The organism is Microbacterium paludicola, from assembly GCF_039529675.1.
In the GTDB taxonomy this organism is placed as follows: domain Bacteria; phylum Actinomycetota; class Actinomycetes; order Actinomycetales; family Microbacteriaceae; genus Microbacterium; species Microbacterium paludicola.
On record NZ_BAAANG010000026.1, the window covers coordinates 1 to 17,645 of the forward strand.

17 protein-coding genes and 5 tRNA genes are annotated in these 17,645 nt (G+C 70.0%); 9 read left to right on the forward strand and 13 right to left on the reverse strand.

Annotated features, from left to right (window positions below):
- Positions 1–122: 122 nt before the first annotated feature.
- Genes ABD161_RS12075 through ABD161_RS12085 form a run of 3 tightly spaced genes read right to left on the reverse strand, consistent with a single transcriptional unit; the run spans position 123 to position 3,520 of the window.
- Positions 123–668: an HIT family protein gene (locus tag ABD161_RS12075; RefSeq protein ID WP_344003203.1), complete on the reverse strand. Its 546-nt coding sequence runs from the start codon at positions 666–668 to the stop codon at positions 123–125.
- Positions 665–2,596, reverse strand: coding sequence for a threonine--tRNA ligase (gene thrS, locus ABD161_RS12080; RefSeq protein WP_344003269.1), 1,932 nt, complete (start codon positions 2,594–2,596; stop codon positions 665–667). The genes ABD161_RS12075 and thrS overlap by 4 nt, the downstream gene beginning before the upstream one ends.
- A 54-nt stretch (positions 2,597–2,650) precedes the next feature.
- A complete protein-coding gene (locus ABD161_RS12085; protein WP_344003206.1) occupies positions 2,651–3,520 on the reverse strand; it encodes a helix-turn-helix transcriptional regulator in 870 nt (289 codons plus the stop codon).
- 101 nt (positions 3,521–3,621) lie between these two features.
- Here ABD161_RS12085 and ABD161_RS12090 point away from each other — a divergent pair, with 101 nt between their 5' ends.
- The gene (locus ABD161_RS12090) at positions 3,622–4,386 is read left to right on the forward strand and encodes an SDR family oxidoreductase (protein ID WP_344003209.1); all 765 of its coding nucleotides are present in this window, start codon (positions 3,622–3,624) and stop codon (positions 4,384–4,386) included.
- A gap of 15 nt (positions 4,387–4,401) precedes the next feature.
- Here the strand turns inward: ABD161_RS12090 and ABD161_RS12095 are convergent, their stop codons facing one another.
- From ABD161_RS12095 to ABD161_RS12115, 5 genes are all read right to left on the reverse strand, one after another.
- Complete coding sequence (locus ABD161_RS12095) at positions 4,402–4,767, reverse strand: ankyrin repeat domain-containing protein (RefSeq protein ID WP_135115311.1); 366 nt, start codon at positions 4,765–4,767, stop codon at positions 4,402–4,404.
- 65 nt (positions 4,768–4,832) lie between these two features.
- Positions 4,833–4,905, reverse strand: a tRNA-Gly gene (locus ABD161_RS12100).
- 28 nt (positions 4,906–4,933) lie between these two features.
- A tRNA-Val gene (locus ABD161_RS12105) sits at positions 4,934–5,005 on the reverse strand.
- 27 nt (positions 5,006–5,032) lie between these two features.
- Positions 5,033–5,103 (reverse strand) — tRNA-Cys (locus tag ABD161_RS12110).
- A 49-nt stretch (positions 5,104–5,152) separates the two neighbouring features.
- Positions 5,153–5,225, reverse strand: a tRNA-Gly gene (locus tag ABD161_RS12115).
- Between the two features lie 163 nt (positions 5,226–5,388).
- Here ABD161_RS12115 and ABD161_RS12120 point away from each other — a divergent pair.
- Positions 5,389–5,580 carry a multidrug transporter gene (locus tag ABD161_RS12120; RefSeq protein ID WP_344003213.1) on the forward strand — a complete coding sequence of 64 codons (192 nt, stop codon included), beginning with the start codon at positions 5,389–5,391 and terminating at the stop codon, positions 5,578–5,580.
- A 42-nt stretch (positions 5,581–5,622) separates the two neighbouring features.
- Here the strand turns inward: ABD161_RS12120 and ABD161_RS12125 are convergent.
- The 4 genes from ABD161_RS12125 to zapE form a co-directional block, all read right to left on the reverse strand.
- Positions 5,623–5,698: transfer RNA gene (locus ABD161_RS12125), tRNA-Val, on the reverse strand.
- 86 nt (positions 5,699–5,784) lie between these two features.
- Positions 5,785–6,390 carry a type II toxin-antitoxin system PemK/MazF family toxin gene (locus ABD161_RS12130; RefSeq protein WP_344003216.1) on the reverse strand — a complete coding sequence of 202 codons (606 nt, stop codon included), beginning with the start codon at positions 6,388–6,390 and terminating at the stop codon, positions 5,785–5,787.
- Between the two features lie 80 nt (positions 6,391–6,470).
- Positions 6,471–7,703 (reverse strand): ammonium transporter, encoded by a 1,233-nt coding sequence (locus ABD161_RS12135; protein WP_135114141.1) that lies wholly within the window; start codon positions 7,701–7,703, stop codon positions 6,471–6,473.
- 225 nt (positions 7,704–7,928) lie between these two features.
- A complete protein-coding gene (gene zapE, locus ABD161_RS12140) occupies positions 7,929–8,948 on the reverse strand; it encodes a cell division protein ZapE (protein ID WP_344003221.1) in 1,020 nt (339 codons plus the stop codon).
- A 150-nt stretch (positions 8,949–9,098) separates the two neighbouring features.
- Between zapE and ABD161_RS12145 the strand changes: the two genes are divergently transcribed.
- Entirely contained in the window at positions 9,099–9,998 is a 900-nt protein-coding gene (locus ABD161_RS12145; protein WP_135114139.1) for a sulfurtransferase, read from the forward strand.
- Positions 9,999–10,043: 45 nt separating this feature from the next.
- The gene (locus tag ABD161_RS12150; RefSeq protein ID WP_344003225.1) at positions 10,044–10,487 is read left to right on the forward strand and encodes a SufE family protein; all 444 of its coding nucleotides are present in this window, start codon (positions 10,044–10,046) and stop codon (positions 10,485–10,487) included.
- Positions 10,488–10,490: 3 nt separating this feature from the next.
- On the opposite strand, the gene ABD161_RS12155 is transcribed toward ABD161_RS12150, so the two are convergent.
- The gene (locus ABD161_RS12155; protein ID WP_344003228.1) at positions 10,491–11,669 is read right to left on the reverse strand and encodes an alpha/beta hydrolase family protein; all 1,179 of its coding nucleotides are present in this window, start codon (positions 11,667–11,669) and stop codon (positions 10,491–10,493) included.
- A gap of 25 nt (positions 11,670–11,694) precedes the next feature.
- Here ABD161_RS12155 and ABD161_RS12160 point away from each other — a divergent pair, with 25 nt between their 5' ends.
- The 5 genes from ABD161_RS12160 to ABD161_RS12180 all read left to right on the forward strand — a co-directional run bounded on the left by ABD161_RS12160 (position 11,695) and on the right by ABD161_RS12180 (position 17,537).
- Positions 11,695–12,276: a DUF3000 domain-containing protein gene (locus tag ABD161_RS12160; RefSeq protein ID WP_344003231.1), complete on the forward strand. Its 582-nt coding sequence runs from the start codon at positions 11,695–11,697 to the stop codon at positions 12,274–12,276.
- Entirely contained in the window at positions 12,269–13,471 is a 1,203-nt protein-coding gene (locus tag ABD161_RS12165) for an HRDC domain-containing protein (protein WP_344003234.1), read from the forward strand. The genes ABD161_RS12160 and ABD161_RS12165 overlap by 8 nt, the downstream gene beginning before the upstream one ends.
- 145 nt (positions 13,472–13,616) lie before the next feature.
- Positions 13,617–14,828 (forward strand): thiolase family protein, encoded by a 1,212-nt coding sequence (locus tag ABD161_RS12170; RefSeq protein WP_344003237.1) that lies wholly within the window; start codon positions 13,617–13,619, stop codon positions 14,826–14,828.
- An 8-nt stretch (positions 14,829–14,836) separates the two neighbouring features.
- A complete protein-coding gene (locus ABD161_RS12175) occupies positions 14,837–16,978 on the forward strand; it encodes a 3-hydroxyacyl-CoA dehydrogenase NAD-binding domain-containing protein (protein ID WP_344003272.1) in 2,142 nt (713 codons plus the stop codon).
- A gap of 76 nt (positions 16,979–17,054) precedes the next feature.
- On the forward strand, positions 17,055–17,537 hold the full coding sequence (locus ABD161_RS12180; RefSeq protein WP_344003240.1) for an RrF2 family transcriptional regulator: 483 nt from the start codon (positions 17,055–17,057) through the stop codon (positions 17,535–17,537).
- Positions 17,538–17,645 lie beyond the last annotated feature (108 nt).

Sequence of the window (17,645 nt, forward strand, 5' to 3'; positions counted from 1 at the left end):
CAAACTCGCGATCACCTACCGGGCCGCTGTCATCCTCAACGCCGTCATCGCCTGGACCCGGCAATTGTCAGACATGCCCTAGGTCACTTCGCGCCGGTCAGACGGCCGCAGAGACCACGGGATCAGACGGGCCAGGCGTCCGCGATCGCGCGCCGCACGTCGCCGAGCAGCTGCGGCAGCGCCTTGGTCTTCGCGATGATCGGGAAGAAGTTCGCGTCGCTCCCCCAGCGCGGGACGATGTGCTGGTGGAGGTGCTCCTCCACGCCCGCGCCCGCGACGTGCCCCTGGTTCATCCCGATGTTGAAGCCGTCGCAGCGCGAGACCTCGCGCAGCACGCGCATCGCCGTCTGCGTCAGCGACGCGATCTCGGCGACCTCCGCCTCGGTCGCCTCGTCGTACAGGCCGATGTGGCGATACGGGCACACGAGCATGTGCCCGGAGTTGTACGGGAAGAGGTTGAGCACCACGAACGCGTGCTCGCCGCGGTGCACGATCAGGCCCGTCTCGTCGTCCTTGCCCGGAGCCGCGCAGAACGGGCAGCCGGAGCCGCGGTTCACGTCGGCGCCCGCGGCGATGTACGCCATGCGGTGCGGCGTCCACAGGCGCTGGAACTCGTCGGGGACCGCGACGAAGTCCGCCGCGTCCTCGACGTGCTCCTCGCCGGTCACACGAGGTCCTCGGCGGTCTGGACGACGGCGAGCGAGCCGATGGCCTTCGTCACGAGCTCGACCGCCTCGTCGATCGGCACGCCGTTGCGCTGCGAGCCGTCGCGGAAACGGAACGAGACCGTGCCGGCCGCGCGATCCTGCTCGCCGGCGATCAGCTGCAGCGGCACCTTGGCGGTCGTGTGGGTGCGGATCTTCTTCTGCATGCGGTCGTCCGAGTGGTCCACCTCGGCGCGGACGCCGACGGCGCGCAGCCGGTCGATGACGCCGTCGAGGTACTCGGCGAACTCGTCCGCGACCGGCACGCCGACGACCTGCACGGGCGCCAGCCACACGGGGAAGTCGCCCGCGTAGTGCTCGAGCAGGATCGCGAAGAAGCGCTCGATCGAACCGAACAGCGCGCGGTGGATCATGATCGGGCGCTGCTTGGATCCGTCGCGGTCGGTGAACTCGAGCTCGAACCGCTCGGGCAGGTTGAAGTCGAGCTGCACGGTCGACAGCTGCCACGAGCGGCCGATCGCATCCGTGACCTTGAGGTCGATCTTCGGCCCGTAGAAGGCCGCCTCACCGGGCTCCTCGACGAGCTCCAGGCCCGTCTTGAGCGCGACGCGGCGGAGCGCGTCGGTCGCGGTCGCCCAGACCTCCTCCTCGCCGATCCACTTCGACTTCTCGTCGTCGCGCATCGACAGCTCGAGGCGGAAGTCGGTCAGGCCGAAGTCCTTCAGCAGCGACAGCACGAACTCGAGCACCTTGGTGGTCTCGGCCTCGAGCTGGTCGGGCGTGACGAACAGGTGCGCGTCGTCCTGCGTGAAGCCGCGCACGCGGGTCAGGCCGTGAAGCGCGCCCGAGAGCTCGTTGCGGTACACCGTCCCGTTCTCGGCGAGGCGCAGCGGCAGGTCGCGATAGCTGCGCGCGCGCTCCTTGTAGATCAGGATGTGCATCGGGCAGTTCATCGGCTTCAGGTAGTAGTCGACGCCCTGCTTGGTGACGTTTCCCTCGTCGTCGCGCTCCTCGTCCATCCGGATCGGCGGCCAGATGCCGTCGGCGTACGTCACGAGGTGGTTGGAGGTCACGAAGAGGTCCTTCTTCGTGATGTGCGGCGTGTAGACGTAGCTGTAGCCCTCGGCGATGTGCCGCCGACGCGCGTGCTGCTCCATCTCGCCGCGGACGATGCCGCCCTTCGGGTGCCACACCGACAGCCCGGAGCCGATCTCATCCGGGAAGGAGAACAGGTCGAGCTCGCGGCCGAGCTTGCGGTGGTCGCGGCGCGCGGCCTCCTCCAGGCGCTGCTGGTACGCGCGCAGCTCGTCCTTCGTGGGCCATGCGGTGCCGTAGATGCGCTGCAGCTGGGGGTTCTTCTCGCTGCCGCGCCAGTAGGCGCCCGCCATGCGCAGGATGTCCCAGCCGTTGCCGAGGATGCGGGTCGAGGGCACGTGGGGGCCGCGGCACAGGTCCTTCCAGGCGGTCTCGCCCGTGCGGCCGTCGATGTTGTCGTAGATGGTCAGCTCGCCCTCGCCGACCTCGACGCCGGCGCCCTCGGCCGCCTCCTTCTTGCCGCCCTTGAGCCCGATCAGCTCGAGCTTGAACGGCTCGTCGGCGAGCTCGGCGCGCGCCTCGTCCTCGGTCACGACACGGCGGCGGAAGCGCTGCCCGTCGCGGACGATGCGCTGCATCTCCTTCTTGATCGCCTTCAGGTCGTCGGGCGTGAACGGCTCGTCGACGCCGAAGTCGTAGTAGAAGCCGTCGGTGATGAAAGGACCGATGCCGAGCTTCGCCTCGGGGCGCAGCGTCTGCACCGCCTGCGCCAGCACGTGCGCGGTGGAGTGACGGAGGATGTTCAGGCCGTCCTGGCTGTCGATCGTGACCGGCTCGGTCGTCTGCGTGTCCGTGACCTCCGCGGCGAGGTCCTTCAGCACACCGTCGACGCGCATGGCGACGACGTTCTTCTCGGGGTACAGATCGAATCCGGTGGTCACCAGATCATCCTAGGTGCGCGCATCGGCCCCCTCTGCCGCCGCGAAGCGCTGCGAGCCGAGCACCGACAGCAGCCGCAGCTTCTCCCACGCCTCGGTGCGAGGCGGCGCGGTGAGCACGAGCAGGGCCTGCGACTGGTCCTCGGTGAAGAGCACCTGGCAGTCGACGTCGATGCGGCCGAGCTCGGGATGCACGAGGGTCTTGTGGTCCTCGAAACGGCGCGCCACCTCGTGCCGGTCCCAGATCGCCGCGAACTCGTCGCTGGCCCGCCGCAGCACGCGCACGAGATCGCCGGCACGCGAGTGCGATCCCATCGCCCCGTACGCGACGCGCAGGGTCGCGACCAGTGCCGCAGCCTGGCGCTCCCGATCCTCGGCGGGATAGACCTCGCGCGCCGACGGGTCGATGAACCACCGGTGGATGTCGCTGCGATCCCAGCCCACGCGCGCCGAATGATCGCCGAACAGCGCGACCGCGGGCCCGTTGGCGACGAGCGTCTCGCCGAGCGGCGACAGGATCAGCGCCGGGGTGTCGTCGAGCCGGTCGAGCACCCGCAGCAGTGCCGGCGCGACATGCGTGGCCGCGTCGAACCGGTCCGGCGCCGCGTGCCCGGCCACGCGGAACAGGTAGTCGCGCTCGTCGGCGCCGAGCCGCAGGGAGCGCGCGAGCGCCGCGAGCATCTGCTCGCTCGGCTGCGGCCTGCGCGACTGCTCGAGGCGCGTGTAGTAGTCGACAGACATTCCGGTCAGCTGCGCGACCTCCTCGCGGCGCAGGCCCGGCGCGCGACGGCGCGCGCCGGACGGAAGGCCGACGTCCTCCGGCTGCAGCGCGGCCCGACGCATCCGCAGGAACTCGGCAAGGGCTGCTCGGTCGGCGCTCATCGCTCCATCATCCGCCCGCCGGATCCGCCGTGCCAGGGATCGCGGATCCCCCGATGAGCGGGTCTCTCCCGGCGGCGCGCGGCCCGGCGCAGTCTCAATGCATGAACACCACCACAGACACCGTCTTCATCCCCGGCGCCACGAGCGGCATCGGCCTCGCCCTCGCCCAGCGCCTGCAGGAGCGCGGCGCGACCGTCATCATCGGCGGTCGCCGCCAGGAGCTGCTCGACGACCTCGCCGCCGCCCACGGCTTCGGCACCGTCCGCATCGACACCACCGACCCGGAGAGCATCCGCACCGCAGCGGACGAGGTGATCCGCCGGTGGCCCGAGCTCGACGCCATCGTGCTCATGGCGGGCATCATGGTCGCCGAGGACTGGCGCGGCCCGGCGTTCCTGCCCACGGCGGAATCGATCGTCACGACGAACGTGCTCGGGCCGATCCGGCTCATCGCGGCGTTCACCGAGCATCTTCAGTCGCGCCCCGCCGGCACGATCGTGACGGTCTCCTCGGGGCTGGCGTCGGTGCCGCTGCGTCCGACGCCGACGTACAACGCAAGCAAGGGGTTCATCCACATGCTGAGCGAGTCGATCCGCCTGCAGTTCGCCGGCACGGGCGTGACCGTGACCGAGATCGTGCCGCCGTCGGTGCGCACGGCGCTGCTGCCCGGCCAGGAGGACAACGAGCAGGCGATGCCGCTCGACGAGTTCGCGGACGAGGTGATGGACCTGCTCGAGCGGGATCCCGGCGCGCACGAGATCCTCGTGGAGCGGGTGAAGTTCCTGCGCTTCGCCGAGGCGCGCGGCGACTACGACACCGTCGTGGGGATCGTCAACGCGACCGACCCGCACGCCGCCGCCGACTGAGCGCGGCGCGGGCCGTCACTCCCCCGGCAGCGACCGGCCGAACATCTCGGCCGTCGCCCGGGCGGAGGGCGCGCCCGCGTCGGGGTCCGCGCCGGCGGTCAGGAGGACGCGGATGACGTCGTCGTGCTGCTTGAAGACGGCGCCGGCCAGCGGCGTCTGCCCCCGGCCGCTGACGCGGTCGACGTCCGCGCCGCGCTGAGCGAGGCCGGCGACGAGCTGCGCGTGCCCGTGGTACGCCGCGAGCATGAGCAGCGTGCTCCCCTGCGCGTCCGCCAGATCCACGGGGACGCCGGCGTCGACCTGATCGAGCACTGCCGCGGCATCTCCCGCGCGGGCGAGGTCGAACAGGCGGTCGGCGAAGGCTGCGGCGGCGTCGGTCATGGCTCAAGTCAACCATCCCGGAAACGACGAAGCCCCGGTGTGAACCGGGGCTTTCTCGTATTCCGAGCGGATGACGAGACTCGAACTCGCGACCCTCACCTTGGCAAGGTGATGCGCTACCAACTGCGCTACATCCGCATGAGCCGGAACCGTGGGATCCGTCTCGTGCGCGATACTGGGATCGAACCAGTGACCTCTTCCGTGTCAGGGAAGCGCGCTACCGCTGCGCCAATCGCGCTCATAAGAGCTGTATTCAGTTTTGTCGAGGTGGCGACGGGATTCGAACCCGTGTAAACGGCTTTGCAGGCCGGTGCCTAGCCACTCGGCCACGCCACCACGGGGATGAGACCCGCATGCCGAGAACCTGAATGGATCTCTGCACTCGAGCGGATGACGAGACTCGAACTCGCGACCCTCACCTTGGCAAGGTGATGCGCTACCAACTGCGCTACATCCGCATCGCGCCCCGATTGCTCCGGGCACTTGTTACACATTAGCCGACGACGACGACGGATCCAAACCACGTCCCGCTGTCGGGCGTGTCCTCTCGGCGGATCCTGAGCTCGCATCGCGGTGTCAAGCTCCTCCCCCTCGGGACGCGTCCCGCGTACCGTCGATGACATGGGCAACGACGACGAGATGACGGACGAAGAGAAGCGCCACGATCAGCTGACCTCGGCTCCGGACGCGACCGAGGAGGACGCGAAACCGCGGATCGTGGTGTCGGAGCGCGACGGCGTGAAGCGGATCGACATCGCGGAGGATGCACCCGTGCGACCCGGCGATCCCACGAGCGAGCCGCGCGAGAACTGATCCGGAATGAAGAAGGCCCCCGGCGAACCGGGGGCCTTTCCGTGGTGGGCGATACCAGACTCGAACTGATGACCTCTTCCGTGTGAAGGAAGCGCGCTACCAACTGCGCCAATCGCCCGTCTTCTTTCGGCCCTGCGGACCGAGTAACGATACTACCCGATGCCGGACGGGCCGCCGAACCGCGGTGAACGCGGGCGTGGCGCGCTACCGCCCCGCTTCCCAGCCGTAGCGGCCGCGCAGCGCCGCGGCGACCCGGGTGAAGCGGTCCAGATCCAGCTGTGCGGCCTCGCGGCGCATCCCGTCGACGTGCACGCTGTAGAGCTGGTCGAGGTCGACCCAGGACTCCCGACCCGCGCCGTCCCAGGACCCCGCGCCGAGCGGCAGATACTCGCGGTCGCCGTCCTTCGACTTGCTGGTGAGCTTGACCGCATACACGCGCTCCGCGGTGTGGCGACCGATGATCAGCACCGGGCGATCCTTGCCGCGGCCGTCGTTCTCGACGTACGGCACCCAGGTCCAGACGATCTCGCCGCTGTCCGGATCGCCGTCGCGGGCCGGCGCGTAGGTCATCCGCAGGTCGCGCACGTCCTCGGGGCGCAGCTCGATCGTCTCCACGCCGCGGGGAGCCTCGACCGGGGAGGCGCTGCGCACCCGGGTCTCGCGCGGCGCTCGCGGCGCGTCCCGGCGCTCGGCGGACCCGCGCGGAGCCGTCGCACCGCCGTCGCGCCCCCTCGCGGGCCGGCGCGTCGCCGCCTCCACCGCTCCGAGCGCGAGCCGCGCGATCGTCCCCAGGATCCCCCGTCGTACCATGCGTCGAGCCTAGCGATCCCCGCGCACGCCGAAGGGGCGCCGCGGCGTGAGCCGCGACGCCCCTTGGTGCAGCGTGAAGATCACTCCGCGAGGGCGTAGCCCTCCTCACCGTGGACGATCGAGTCGACACCGGCGATCTCGTCCTCGTTCTTGACACGGAATCCGAGCGTCTTCTCGACCGCGAAGCCGATCACCCATGCCACCGCGAAGGAGTAGACCAGCACGGCCAGCGCCGCGAGGAACTGAATCACGAGCTGCTCGATGCCGCCACCCACGAACAGGCCCGTGCCGGTGGCGAAGAAGCCGAGGTAGAGCGTGCCGATGATGCCGCCGACCAGGTGGATGCCCACGACATCGAGCGAGTCGTCGTAGCCGAGCTTCCACTTCAGCTCGATCGCGAGGGCGCACACCGCGCCGGCGACCACGCCAAGCAGCAGAGCCCATCCCGGGGTCAGGTTCGCGCACGAGGGCGTGATGGCGACGAGACCGGCAACCGCACCCGAGGCTGCGCCCACCGAGGTCGCCTTGCCGTCCTTGAGCTTCTCGACCACGAGCCAGCCGAGGATCGCCGCAGCCGTGGCGCCCAGGGTGTTCACGATGATCAGACCGACCGAGGAATCCTCGGTTCCGAGCAGCGAGAAGGTGCCCTCGGCACCAGCGTTGAAGCCGAACCAGCCGAACCACAGGATCGACGCGCCGAGCAGCACAAGCGGCACGTTGTGCGGCTTGTGGATGCCCTTCTGGAAGCCGAGGCGCTTGCCCAGCACCAGCGACAGGGCGAGCGCCGCGGCGCCCGCGTTGATGTGCACGGCGGTGCCGCCGGCGTAGTCGATCACGTTGACGCCCGCGTCAGGGAACATCGTGGCGCCGAGCTGCATGATCCAGCCGCCACCCCAGACCCAGGCCGCCACCGGGAAGTACACGAGTGTCGCCCACACGCCCGCGAAGACCATCCAGGCGCCGAACTTCGCGCGGTCGGCGATGGCACCCGAGATCAGCGCCACGGTGATGATCGCGAAGGTCGCGCCGAAGGTGGCGCTCACGAGCGTGTCACTGTCGGCGGATCCCAGGCCGAAGTCGGAGAACGGGTTGCCGGCGAACTCGAAGAACGATTCGCCGGAGACGGCGCTCATGTTGAATCCGTAGAGGATCCAGAGCACCGAGATGAGACCGAGGGCGCCGAAGCTCATCATCATCATGCTGACGACAGACTTGGCCTTGACCAGACCGCCGTAGAAGAAGGCGACGCCGGGTGTCATGAAGAGCACGAGTGCCGTCGCCGCGATCGACCAGGCGAGATTTCCGCTATCCACTGTGATTCCTCACTGTTCGGGTGACAGGACACCGGTGAGCTCGTGGGGTCGATATGGAGCGCTCGACCGGGTTGGCACAAGTGTGGCCAGTTCGCGTTACCTCGCAGGTGCGATGCGAGTTTCACGCGCGTTACACACTCACCCGGTGTGTAAACAGTGTGTTTCGGGGAGCGGGTGAAGTCCCCGACATTCCGCTGGAGCGTGCTCAACGACAGGGCACACCGATCAGGCGTGGGCCGAGGCGACAAGGCGCGAGATCGCGCGCAGGTACTTCTTCCGGTAACCGCCCGCGAGCATGTCCTCGCCGAACACCTGGTCGAGCGGCAGCCCCGTGGCGCGAATCGGCAGCTCGGCGTCGTACACACGGTCGACGAACGCGACGAAACGCAGCGCCTCCGACTGGTCGGTGAGCTGACGCACGTCACGCAGGCCGACCGCGTCGACACCGTCGATCAGTCGGATGTAGCGCGACGGGTGGACGCGGGCGAGGTGGGAGATCAGCGCGTCGAATCCGTCGTCACTCGCGGTGCCGAAGCCCGCGAGTGCCGCCCCGTACTCCGTCGCATCCAGAGAGGGAGCGTGGCCGTCGAACGAGCGCTGACGGAAGTCGACGCCGTCGATCCGGATGGTCTGGAAGCTGTCGGCCATCGCGTGGATCTCGCGGAGGAAGTCCTGCGCCGCGAACCGCCCCTCCCCCAGCGCGTTGGGCGGCGTGTTGCTCGTCGCGGCGAGCCGCGTGCCGCTCGCGACGAGCTCGCCGAGCAGGCGGGTCATCACCATGGTGTCGCCCGGGTCGTCGAGCTCGAACTCGTCGATGCAGAGCAGCGCCGAGCCGCGCAGCAGGTCGACGGTCTGGCGGTAGCCGAGCGCGCCGACGAGCGCGGTGTACTCGATGAACGATCCGAAGTACTTCCGGCGTGCGGGCATCGCGTGGAAGATCGCCGCCAGCAGGTGGGTCTTGCCCACGCCGAAGCCACCGTCGAGGTACACGCCGGGCTTCAGCTCCGGCGTCTTCGGTCGGCGGGAGAAGAACCCGCCTCGCTTCGCCGGCGGCGCGCCGACAGCGAAGGTCGTCAGCAGCTCCTTCGCCTCCTCCTGCGAGGGGAACTCGGGATCGGCGCGGTACGACTCGAAGGTCGCGTCGTCGAACTGCGGCGGCGGGACCAGGCTCGCGAGCATCTCCTCGCCGCTGAGCTGCGGCTGTCGCTCGGTGAGGTGGACGATGCCGGGCGCGGCAGGAGTCATGGACGTGAGGTTTCCGATCGTTACGCGAGGAGCGGATCACCGGCGCCGCCGCGCACGGGGGCGCATACGCTCGAACCGGGACGCAATCAGCCTAGTTGCGCCGCCCGTGCACACGAGCACGGGCTCCCATCCAGACCCGCAGGAGGATCCGTGAGCGTGGAATTCGACCCGTCGCCCGACTTCGCCGAGTACGCCGAGCCCGGCCGGCTCGTCTCCACCGCGTGGGTCGAGGAGCATCTCGGCGCCCCCGGCCTCGTGATCGTCGAATCGGATGAGGACGTGCTGCTCTACGAGACGGGCCACATCCCGGGCGCGGTGAAGATCGACTGGCACACCGAGCTCAACGACCCCGTGGTGCGCGACTACCTTGACGGCGAGGGCTTCGCGAAACTGCTCGGCGCCAAGGGGATCTCGCGCGACGACACGATCGTGATCTACGGCGACAAGAACAACTGGTGGGCCGCCTACGCATTGTGGGTGTTCTCGCTGTTCGGGCACGAGGACGTGCGCCTGATCGACGGCGGCCGCGACCGCTGGATCGCCGAGGGCCGCCCGATCACAACGGAGCCGACCGTCCGGCCTGCCACGGACTACCCCGTCGTCGAGCGCGACGACGCCACGCTGCGCGCCTTCAAGGAGGACGTGCTCGCCCACCTCGGCAAGCCGCTCATCGACGTCCGATCGCCGGAGGAGTACACGGGCGAGCGCACGTCGGCCCCGGCCTACCCCGAGGAGGGCGCGCTGCGCGCGGGACACATCCCGAGCGCGCAGAACGTGCCGTGGGCCAAGGCCGTCGGCGAGGACGGCGGATTCAAGCCGCGGGCCGAGCTCGAGGCGATCTACCGCGACCAGGCGGGGCTCGGCGACGCCGACGAGATCGTCGCGTACTGCCGGATCGGCGAGCGGTCGAGCCACACCTGGTTCGTGCTCAAGCACCTGCTCGGCTATCCGAACGTCCGCAACTACGACGGCTCGTGGACCGAGTGGGGATCCGCGGTCCGCGTCCCGATCGCGACCGGCGCCGAGCCGGGTGCGGCCCCGACCCGCTGATCTCCCCCGGGGACGGTGACGCCGCGCGGTGGGAGGATTGAGGGCATGACCTCCGACGTCCTTCCCGCCGCGCTCGCGGAGATCCGCGACGAGTTCCTCGAGCTCGACGAACCCGAGCGCCTTCAGCTGCTGCTGGAGTTCTCGCGCGAGCTGCCCGACATGCCGGCGGAGTACGCGGATCACCCCGAGCGCACCGAACGCGTCGCCGAGTGCCAGTCGCCCGTCTTCATCGTCGTCGAGGTCGCGGACGACGACGCGGTGACGATGCACGCGACGGCACCCGCGGAGGCGCCGACCACGCGCGGCTTCGCGAGCATCCTGACGCAGGGCATCACCGGGCTCTCCGCGGCCGAGGTGCTGGCGATCCCGGCCGACTACCCGCAGTCCCTGGGTCTCACACGCGCCGTGTCGCCGCTGCGGATCGCCGGCATGACCGGCATGCTGATGCGCGCCAAGCGACAGGTGCAGGCCCGCCTCGACGCGCGCTGAGCCTCAGCGGCCGAGGCCCTGCGCCTCGAGCCAGTCACGGATCGCGCCGGTCCAGCGGTGCTCGTCGTAGTTCCAGAGCTTCGTGTGGCGCGCGACCGTGAACGTCTCCATCGTGACGAGGTCGGGGCGGGCCGCCGCCAGGGCGTGGGACGCATCGGACGGCACAAACCCGTCGTCGTCGCTGTGCAGCAGCAGGATCGGCACCGCCAGCTCCTCCGCGCGCGCCACCATGTCGAGCTCGTCGAACGGGATCCCCTGGCCGAGCCCGGCCGCCCGCGAGACGGCACGCGAGGCGAGCATCGCCATCGCGGTGCGGACGATCGCCCGCGGGATCCGCAGCTGCGCGGCCTGATCGTCCAGCACGATCTGCCAGTCGATCACCGGGGAATCCAGGATGAGCCCGGCGATGAGATCGCGGTGGGCCGAGCGCAGGGCGCTCTGGAGCGCGATCGCGCCGCCCATCGACCAGCCCATCAGGATGACGCGGCGGGCGCCGCGCTCCCGCGCGAACTCGATCGCGGCGTCGACGTCCTGCCATTCGGTGGAGCCGAGACCGTAGAGCCCCGCGGGACTCGGCGGCGCCTCGCCGTCATCCCGGTACGACATCACGAGGGTTGTCAGACCCGCCTGGTGAAGCGTGGGCACCGCGCGCAGGATCTCGGCGCGCGTGCCGCCCCGGCCGTGCACGCCGATCACCCAGTCGTCGCCGCGGCCCGCGTCGAACAGCCACGCGGGCGCATCGCCGACCGGGAGCGGAATCAGCGGGCGGCTCACCGGGAGATGCAGCTGCTCCGGGCTGTCGAAGTACCAGCCGCTGAACGACGCATACTCGCCCACGCGGGTCGCGGCATCCACGTGGCTCAGCAGCTTGCGCGTCACCGACTCCTCGTCGAACGCGAGGACGGCGCCGAGCTTCAGGTACCCCGCACCGTTCGTGAACAGCCCGTAGCGCCCGGGCAGCACGGTGTCCTCGTTGCGCTCGAGGGTGATCGTCTGCGCCGCGCGGTCGATGCGCAGGATGCGCAGATCCGCCGTCCGCACCGCGGGGGTGACGACCCGGCGCGCGACGGAGGCGATGCGCGTCGCCGCCGCGGAGCCGAGACTCGCCGCTCCGAGCACGAGAGCCGCCATAGTCACCAGCGCGGATGCGGAGGGGGAAGCGGCGCGCCTGGACTCCTTCATGACCCCTCCACTCTAATCTGACAGCGTGACTGCAGGACGAGGCCCCGGCGACGCGTTCGCCGCCGCGGAGGAGCAGCTGCGCGCCGCATCGTTCCGCGCCGATTTCGTCGTGCGGGAGATCCCGTCGCCGCAGGGCGTCGCGCCGTTCAGCCTCGCTCTGGCCGGGGACGTCCGCCCCACCGAGGAGGGCGAATCACCCTACGGCACCGGCAGGTTCATCCTGCTCCACGACCCCTCGGAGCCGGATACCTGGGGCGGGGCCTGGCGCATCGTCGCCTTCGCGCAGGCGCCTCTCGAGCCCGAGATCGGCACCGATCCCCTGCTCGCCGACGTCACGTGGTCGTGGCTTGTCGATGCGCTCGAGTCCCGGGGTGCGCAGTACCACTCCACGTCGGGCACTGCCACCAAGATCCTGTCCAAGGGCTTCGGCTCCCTCTCCGACGAGGGGGACGGCGCCCAGATCGAGCTGCGTGCCTCGTGGTCGCCCGACGGCGCGTTCGGCGCGCACCTCGAGGCCTGGGCCGAGCTCGTATGCATGCTGGCGGGTCTCCCGCCGGGGTCCGAGGGCATCGCCGTCCTCGGGGAGCGGAGGAATCCGAATGGCTGAGGCCCCTCAGTACGACGTGATCGACACGAGTGAGGAGCTCGCCGCGGCATGCGCGGCCCTGGCCGCCGGGACGGGGCCGGTCGCGGTCGACGTCGAGCGCGCGTCCGGCTTCCGCTACTCGCAGCGCGCCTACCTCGTGCAGGTGTTCCGCCGCGACGCGGGCGTCTTCCTCTTCGACCCGCCCGCGCTCCATGACCTGTCGCCGCTGCAGGACGCGATCGGCGACGAGGAGTGGGTGCTTCATGCCGCGAGCCAGGACCTCCCCTCCCTGCGCGAACTCGACCTGCTGCCGCCGCGCATCTTCGACACGGAGCTCGCGGCGCGCCTGCTCGGCTGGGAGCGCGTCGGCCTCGCCGCCGTCGTGGAGGCGACCCTCGGCATCACGCTGAAGAAGGAGCACTCGGCCGCCGACTGGTCGACACGACCGCTCCCGCAGGCATGGCTCGAGTACGCCGCCCTGGACGTCACGCACCTCATCGACGTGCGCGACGCGCTCGTGGATGCCCTCGCGGAGGCCGGGAAGACCGAGTACGCGGCACAGGAGTTCGAAGCGACCCGGGTGCGCGAGGCGAAGCCCCCGCGGGCCGAGCCGTGGCGCCGGCTGAGCGGTCTCCACACCGTGCGCGGCCGCCGCAATCTGGCAGTCGCCCGCCAGCTGTGGCTTGCGCGCGAGGAGTACGCGATGCAGCAGGACATCTCCCCCGGCCGCCTCGTGCCGGATCGCGCGCTCGTCGCCGCCGTCATCGCATCACCGGCGACGAAGGCCGAGCTCGCGGCCCTCAAGGCCTTCAACGGACGCGCGAGCCGCTCGCAGCTCGACCGCTGGTGGAACGCCATCGTCGTCGGGCGCGAGAGCGCCGACCTGCCGGCTGAGCGGGTTCCCAGCGACACGCTGCCGCCGCCTCGGGCGTGGGTCGACCGCAACCCCGAGGCCGACGCCCGCCTGAAGCAGGCGCGCCCCGCGGTCGAGGAGCGCGCGGAGCAGCTCTCGATGCCGACGGAGAACCTGCTCACGCCCGACACGCTTCGTCGCGTCGCGTGGGAGCCGCCCGTCCCGGCGGACGCCGACGGGATCGCGGATGCGCTCCGTCGCCTCGGCGCGCGCGAGTGGCAGATTGAACAGACCGCACAGATCATCGCCTCCGCGTTTGTGCGGGCCGTGCAATCGGACGACGAGCCCGTCGAACCCGCTTAGTGGATCCGGGCCAACCGCTTCGTGCGTGCGAACGCCCCCTCCGTAGGCTGAGCGGGAACCGATACTGGTCCGCCGGCGTGCCCGGCTGACCCGATCAGACAGGGCCGTCAGCGAGACTGGCGGGCCCGATCCGACTGGAGGCAGAGTGGCCGAGCTGGCTGATGTCTATTTCGTCGACGGAGTGCGCACCCCCTTCGGGCGCGCCGGCGAAAAGGGCATGTACTGGAACACGCGAGCGGATGACCTCGCCGTCAAGGCGATGAAGGGTCTCCTCGAGCGCAACACCGAGATCCCGAAGGATCGCATCGACGACGTCGCCATCGCCGCGACCTCGCAGACGGGAGACCAAGGCCTCACCCTTGGCCGCACCGTCGGCATCCTCGCGGGGCTGCCGATGACCGTGCCCGGCCTCGCGGTCGAGCGCATGTGTGCGGGCGCCATGACGAGCGTCACCACGATGGCCGCGTCGATCGGCGTCGGCATGTACGACTTCGCCATCGCCGGCGGCGTCGAGCACATGGGCAAGCACCCGATCGGCTCGAACTCCGACCCGAACCCCCGATTTGTGGCCGAGAAGCTTGTGGACCCCGGTGCGCTCAACATGGGCGTCACCGCCGAGCGCATCCACGACCGCTTCCCGCACCTCACCAAGGAGCGCGCGGACCGCTACGGCATGCTGAGCCAGCACAAGGCGCAGGCCGCCTACGAGGCCGGGAAGCTGCAGCCCGACCTCGTGCCCGTCGCCATCTCTGGCGCCGACGGCACCTGGGGGCTCGCCACCGAGGACGAGGGCCGCCGCCCCGAGACCAACATGGAGGGCCTCGCCGGGCTGAAGACCCCGTTCCGGCCGCACGGTCGTGTCACGGCCGGCACCGCATCGCCCCTCACCGACGGCGCGACCGTGAGCCTGCTCGCGAGCGGCGCGGCGGTCAAGGAGTTCGGCCTGACCCCGAAGATGAAGCTCGTCTCGTTCGCCTACGCGGGCGTCGAGCCCGAGATCATGGGCATCGGACCGATCCCCTCCACCGAGAAGGCCCTCGTCAGGGCGGGGCTCACGATCGATGACATCGGCCTGTTCGAGCTCAACGAGGCCTTCGCGATCCAGGTGATCTCGCTCCTCGACCACTTCGGCATCGCCGACGACGACCCCCGCGTCAACAAGTGGGGCGGCGCCATCGCGCTCGGACACCCGCTGGCGGCGTCCGGCGTGCGCCTGATGATCCAGCTGGCGGCGCAGTTCGCCGAGCACCCCGAGGTGCGCTACGGCATGACCGCGATGTGCGTGGGCCTCGGCCAGGGCGGCACCGTGATCTGGGAGAACCCGCACTACACCGGCAAGAAGAAGAAGCAGAAGTGAGCGCAGCCGTGACCGACTACACCACCATCGACTTCTCCCCTCTCCTCGCGCTCTCCGGCGACGAGGTCGTGACGCGTTCGCTGGTCAGCGACGTGCGCCTGCCCAGCGGCCGCACCATCGCGCTGATCACGCTGCACAACGGCAAGGACCACACCCGCCCCAACACCCTGGGGCCCGCGACGCTCACCGAGCTCGGAGCGACGCTCGACGAGCTGAAGAAGCGCGCCGCCGCCGGCGAGATCGACGCGGTCGCCGTGACGGGCAAGCCGTACATCTTCGCCGCCGGCGCCGACCTCTCCAGCGTGGGCGACCTGCCATCGAAGGACATCGCGCGCCTCATCGCCCAGCTCGGCCACCACGTGCTCGGCAAGCTGTCGGCACTCGGTGTTCCGTCGTTCTCGTTCGTCAACGGGCTCGCCATTGGCGGCGCCGTCGAGATCGCGCTGAACTCGACCTACCGCACTGTCGACTCGTCGGCCGCCGCGATCGCGCTGCCCGAGGTGTTCCTCGGTCTCGTCCCCGGATGGGGCGGCGTCACGCTGCTGCCGAACCTGATCGGCATCGAGAACGCGCTCGAGGTGATCATCTCGAACCCGCTCAAGCAGAACCGCACCCTCAAGCCGCAGCAGGCATTCGACCTGGGGATGTTCGACGCGATCTTCAGCCCGACGAGCTTCCTCGAGGACTCGCTGCGCTGGGCCGACGGCGTGCTCGCCGGCACGACCAAGGTCGAGCGCAAGAACGCGCCGGGCAAGATCGAGCGCCTCACCAAGTGGCCGATCGCCGTCAAGATGGCGCGGGGAATGCTCGAGAGCCGGATCGGCACGGTCCCCCGTTCGCCCTACCTCGCCCTCGACCTCATCGACAAGGCGAAGTCCGGATCCGTCGAGGAGGGCTTCGCGCGCGAGGACGAGGTGCTCGCCGAGCTCATCTCGGGCGACCAGTTCATCGCCTCGATGTACGCGTTTGATCTCGTGCAGAAGCGGGCGAAGCGCCCGGTGGGCGCGCCCGACAAGGAGCTCGCGAAGAAGGTCACGAAGGTCGGCGTCATCGGCGCGGGCCTCATGGCGAGCCAGTTCGCGCTCCTGTTCGTGCGTCGCCTGCAGGTGCCGGTGCTCATCACCGACATCGACCAGGCACGCGTCGACAAGGGTCTCGCCTACATCCGCGACGAGATCGCCGCGCTCGAGGCGAAGGGGCGCATCGACTCCGACACCGGCAACCGCCTCCGCGCGCTGGTGCACGGCACTGTCGACAAGAGCGAGTACGCCGACTGCGACTTCGTGATCGAGGCGGTGTTCGAGGAGACCGGCGTCAAGCAGCAGGTGTTCCGCGAGATCGAGCAGATCATCGCCCCCGACGCCATCCTGGCGACGAACACGTCGTCGCTGTCGGTCGAGGAGATCGGATCCGTCCTCGAGCACCCCGAGCGGCTCGTGGGCTTCCACTTCTTCAACCCGGTCGCGGTCATGCCGCTGATCGAGATCGTGAAGACCCCGCAGGCGAGCGACGAGGCGCTCTCGACCGCGTTTGTGGTCGCCAAGAACCTGCGCAAGAACGCCGTTCTCACGGCCGACGCGCCCGGGTTCGTTGTGAACCGCCTGCTGGCGAAGGTCATGGGCGAGGCGGCGCGCGCCGTCGACGAGGGCACCCCGCTCCTCACGGTCGAGAAGGCGTTCGCGCCCCTCGGCCTGCCGATGACGCCGTTCCAGCTGATCGACCTTGTCGGCTGGAAGGTCGCCGCCCACGTCCAGGACACGATGGTGCGCCACTTCCCCGACCGCTTCTTCGCGTCGGAGAACCTGCACCGCCTCGCCGAGGTCGGCGACGTCGTCGAGAAGGACAAGAGCGGCAGGGTCACCGGCTGGACGAAGCAGGCCCAGAAGGTGCTCGAGACGGGCAAGAGCCCCGCGACGGAGGACGAGATCCTGCGTCGGGTCGAGGACGGCCTCGCCAGCGAGATCCGGCTGATGCTCGACGAGTGCGTTGTGCCGGAGGTCGAGGACATCGACCTCTGCCTCATCCTCGGCGGCGGCTGGCCGTTCATCAACGGCGGTGCCTCGGCCTACCTCGACCGCTCCGGAGCCTCGGAGCGCGCGACGGGTCGCACGTTCCACACCCCGCCCCTGCGGGGAGCCGCCAACCGCTGACGACGGCGGACGACACCACACGAAGGACCGGATCCCGCGGGATCCGGTCCTTCGTGCGTCGTGACAGGATCGGCGTATGCGCATCTCCGCCCGTGCCGAATACGCCGTGCGCGCCTCGGTGCTGCTCGCCGGCACGGCGGGAGTGGTCACCAGCGCCGAGATCGCGAACGCCGAGGAGATCCCGGGGAAGTTCCTCGAGGGCATCCTGACCGGCCTGACCCGCGCGGGGGTGGTGACCAGCCGCCGCGGCGCCGGCGGCGGCTACGAACTGGCCCGGCCCGCCGAGCGCATCACGGTCGCCGACGTCATCCGGGCCGTCGACGGCCCGCTTGTGTTCGTGCGGGATCAGCGCCCGAGCGAGATGCGCGAGGAGGGCGTGCTGCTCGAGCTCTGGGTCGCGCTGCGCGCGAGCGTGCGCGAAGTGCTCGAGGGCACCACCCTGGCCGACCTCGCCGCCTCGCGGCTGCCCGACCACGTGGCCGCGCTCGTGCGCTCGCCCGCCGCGTGGGTGAGTCCCCACCCCGACCGGCGCACGGACGCGCCGGAGTTCTTCATCTGATCCCCTGATCAGGGCCGGATAACCGGCGCGGTCGAGGTTTTCCTACCTGCGCGGTGGGGATTCGTAACACCACGTCTCTTCGTGTCGGCATCCACACGGTGCTCCCTA